The organism is Gammaproteobacteria bacterium, assembly GCA_035279405.1.
Classification (GTDB): domain Bacteria; phylum Pseudomonadota; class Gammaproteobacteria; order Natronospirales; family REEB76; genus REEB76.
Window position 1 is genome coordinate 1 of record DATEHU010000028.1, and the last position, 3,148, is coordinate 3,148.

6 protein-coding genes and 1 tRNA gene are annotated in these 3,148 nt (G+C 61.8%); all 7 read right to left on the minus strand.

Translation table 11 applies throughout. The features are described 5' to 3' along the window. A partial coding sequence (rplJ, locus tag VJR90_06355; GenBank protein ID HKV97090.1) for a 50S ribosomal protein L10 occupies positions 1-371 on the minus strand: 371 nt, incomplete at its 3' end. Positions 372-676: 305 nt separating this feature from the next. Continuing rightward, positions 677-1,372, minus strand: coding sequence for a 50S ribosomal protein L1 (gene rplA / locus VJR90_06360; protein ID HKV97091.1), 696 nt, complete (start codon positions 1,370-1,372; stop codon positions 677-679). Next, positions 1,373-1,804: a 50S ribosomal protein L11 gene (rplK, locus tag VJR90_06365; GenBank protein ID HKV97092.1), complete on the minus strand. Its 432-nt coding sequence runs from the start codon at positions 1,802-1,804 to the stop codon at positions 1,373-1,375. A gap of 89 nt (positions 1,805-1,893) precedes the next feature. Next, positions 1,894-2,427, minus strand: coding sequence for a transcription termination/antitermination protein NusG (nusG, locus tag VJR90_06370; protein HKV97093.1), 534 nt, complete (start codon positions 2,425-2,427; stop codon positions 1,894-1,896). Between the two features lie 3 nt (positions 2,428-2,430). Then, positions 2,431-2,808: a preprotein translocase subunit SecE gene (gene secE / locus VJR90_06375; protein HKV97094.1), complete on the minus strand. Its 378-nt coding sequence runs from the start codon at positions 2,806-2,808 to the stop codon at positions 2,431-2,433. Positions 2,809-2,844: 36 nt separating this feature from the next. Further along, a tRNA-Trp gene (locus VJR90_06380) sits at positions 2,845-2,920 on the minus strand. 68 nt (positions 2,921-2,988) lie between these two features. After that, positions 2,989-3,148: elongation factor Tu (tuf, locus tag VJR90_06385; GenBank protein HKV97095.1), on the minus strand; the 160-nt coding region annotated here is incomplete at its 5' end.

The following is a 3,148-nucleotide window of genomic DNA, read 5'->3' on the forward strand; positions in this document are numbered from 1 at the left end:
TCCGCCACTTCCCTGGCTGACATCACCAGGTTCGGCATCGCGCCGGCCCTGATCACGAACTTCTCGTTTTCCTTGGCGAACTCCTGCAGCACCTTGGCAACCGCCACCGGATCGCTCGAAATGCCGTACGCGAGAGGCCCCACCATCTTCTCGGAGAGCCCCTTGAACGGCGTCTCGGCGACTGCGCGACGCGCCAGGGTGTTCTTCAGCACCCGCAGGTACACGCCCGAGTTGCGCGCCTTCTTGCGCAATTCGGTCATGTCCTTGACCGGGATGCTGCGGTACTCGGCCAGTATCACCGTCTGGGCCTTGGCGAGCTGCTCGCTCACCTCGGCCACAACCGCCTGCTTCTGCTCCAGATTTAGACTCAAGGTCTATCTCCTTTCACGAAAACGGCGACCGGTAATACAGGAGTCAGATACAAAACCTGTTTCGGGTACACCGTCTGCGTAGGATTTCCGGTTTCCGGCCGCTGGCCCGGCTTCATCGACTGCGTTGGAGGCAGTCTGTGACCCCGTTGCCGGCTTTCCGTTCCTCAAAAAATTAAACCTTCGCAAACTCCAAGGTTCCTACGGTCTTTGACAACCCGCCGGCGGTACGCCTCCGGCAGCCCAAAGTTCTTTCCCGGATTTCCACCGGGACCGGAAGCACGGAGACATCCCCGCGCTCCCTGAATTTATTGCTGCTGCAGCAAGCTCGCCTGGTCGACGCGCACGCCCACGCCCATGGTGCTCGAGACCGAGACCTTCTTGAGGAAGATCCCCTTCACGCCCGCGGGCTTGGACTTGTTCACCGCGTCCACCAGCGTCTTCAGATTCTCCGACAGCGCCTCGACGGTAAACGAGGCGCGGCCGATCGTGCATTGAACGATGCCGGCCTTGTCGGCGCGGTACTGCACCTGGCCCGCCTTCGCGTTCTTGACCGCGCCGACGAGGTCCTGCGTGACCGTTCCCACCTTGGGATTCGGCATCAGGCCGCGCGGCCCCAGGATCTGGCCCAGGGCGCCGACGACCCGCATCGCATCGGGGCTGGCGATCACCACGTCAAAATCCATCTTGCCGCCCTTGATGTCGTTGGCAAGGTCGTCGAAGCCGACGATGTCGGCGCCAGCCGCCTTGGCCTGTTCGGCCCTTTCGCCCTGCGCGAACACGGCGACGCGAACGCTCTTGCCGGTGCCCTGCGGCAATACGACCGAGCCGCGCACCGTCTGGTCCGACTTGGAGGCGTCGATGCCGAGGTTGATCGAAACGTCTACCGATTCGTTGAACTTGGCGGTCGCTCCGTCCTTCACGAACTTGAGCGCTTCCTGCACCGCATACGACTTGTCGCGGTCGATCTTCGCGCGCATGGCGCTATAACGCTTGGAAGCCATTTACAGTCCCTCCACGTCCACGCCCATGCTGCGGGCGCTGCCGGCAATGGTGCGCACCGCGGCGTCCAGGTCCGCGGCGGTGATGTCCGGCATCTTGATCCTGGCAATCTCTTCCAGCTGCTTGCGCGTGATCTTGCCGACCTTGTTGGTGTTGGGCGTGGCGCTGCCCTTGTCCAAACCGAGCGCCTTGCGGATCAGCACCGAAGCGGGCGGCGTCTTGGTGATGAACGTGAAGCTGCGATCGTTGTAGACCGTGATCACCACCGGGATCGGCAAACCCGGCTCCAGCTTCTGCGTCTGGGCGTTGAACGCCTTGCAGAACTCCATGATGTTGACGCCCTGCTGGCCCAGCGCCGGACCCACGGGCGGAGCCGGATTGGCCTGCCCGGCCGGGATTTGCAGCTTCACGAATGCCTGAATCTTCTTAGCCATACCTGCTCCTCGCGGGTGCTAACGCCTGGTTTTAACAGGCTCCCCATGTTCAATGCGTCGCGGCTGAAAGCCGCTCCTGCAAATAAGCGTCAGGATTTCTCGACCTGACTGAACTCCAGTTCCACCGGCGTAGAGCGGCCGAAAATCAGCACCGCCACCCGCAACCGGTTCTTCTCGTAATTCACCTCTTCGACCACGCCGTTGAAATCGTTGAACGGCCCCTGAATCACGCGCACCACCTCGCCTGGCTCGAACAGCACCTTGGGGCGGGGTTTTTCGGCACCTTCCAGCACACGATGCAGAATGGCATCGGCTTCCTTGTCGGTGATCGGCGCGGGCTTGTCCGGAGTGCCACCGATGAAACCCATGACCTTGGGCACGCTTTTCACCAGATGCCAAGTCTGGTCGTCCAGCTCCATCTGCACCAGCACGTAGCCGGGGAAAAACTTGCGCTCGCTGCGGCGCTTCTGGCCCTCGCGCATCTCCACGACTTCCTCGGTGGGCACCAGGATGTCGCCGAACTTTTCAGCCAAGCCGGAGCGTTTCACGCGCTCCGCGAGCGAACGTTTGACCGTGGACTCAAAGCCCGAGTAGGCATGCACCACGTACCACCTGAGCGACATTTCTCAGCTCCCCTGCCCGGTGATGCCGTGCAACGCCCAGAACAGAAACATGTCCAACAGCCACATAAGCACCGCGGTGATCAGCACTACCACGATGACCGCGACCGTGGTCTGCAGCGTCTCTTCACGCGTCGGCCACACCATCTTGCGCACCTCGGTGCGCGAGCTGGAAATGAAACTCCAGGTAGCATGACCAAGCTGCGTCTGCCACGCGAGCAGCGCCGCCAGCACCAGCCCCGCAACCACATACGCCGCGCGCAACAACTGATTCTGGGTGCCGAACCAGTAATACGCCACGATGCCGGCAATGATCAGCAGGATCGCGCCAATGAGTTTGATCGTATCCAGGCCACTGCGCCCGGGTTCCATTACATCGTTCATCTAACCGTCAACCTGTTGCGCGCCTGGCGCTCAATCTGGCAGGCCAGGAGGGAATCGAACCCCCAACCTGCGGTTTTGGAGACCGCCGCTCTGCCAATTGAGCTACTGGCCTGTAAACCTCTATCAATCGCCGCCGCAGGCCACTCCTACATTGTGGGAGCGGCTTTCAGCCGCGATTACTTACTCAAGGATTTTCGCCACCACGCCGGCGCCGACGGTGCGGCCGCCCTCGCGGATGGCAAAGCGCAGTCCGTCCTCCATGGCGATCGGGCTGATGAGCGACACCACCATCTTGATGTTGTCGCCAGGCATCACCATCTCCACGCCCTTCGGCAGGTCC

Excerpts from the sequence above, each read along its gene's own strand:
- rplA (HKV97091.1), bottom strand. The coding sequence starts at position 1,372 with ATGGCTTCCAAGCGTTATAGCGCCATGCGCGCGAAGATCGACCGCGAC.
- rplK (HKV97092.1), bottom strand. The coding sequence starts at position 1,804 with ATGGCTAAGAAGATTCAGGCATTCGTGAAGCTGCAAATCCCGGCCGGG.
- nusG (HKV97093.1), bottom strand. The coding sequence starts at position 2,427 with ATGTCGCTCAGGTGGTACGTGGTGCATGCCTACTCGGGCTTTGAGTCC.
- secE (HKV97094.1), bottom strand. The coding sequence starts at position 2,808 with ATGAACGATGTAATGGAACCCGGGCGCAGTGGCCTGGATACGATCAAA.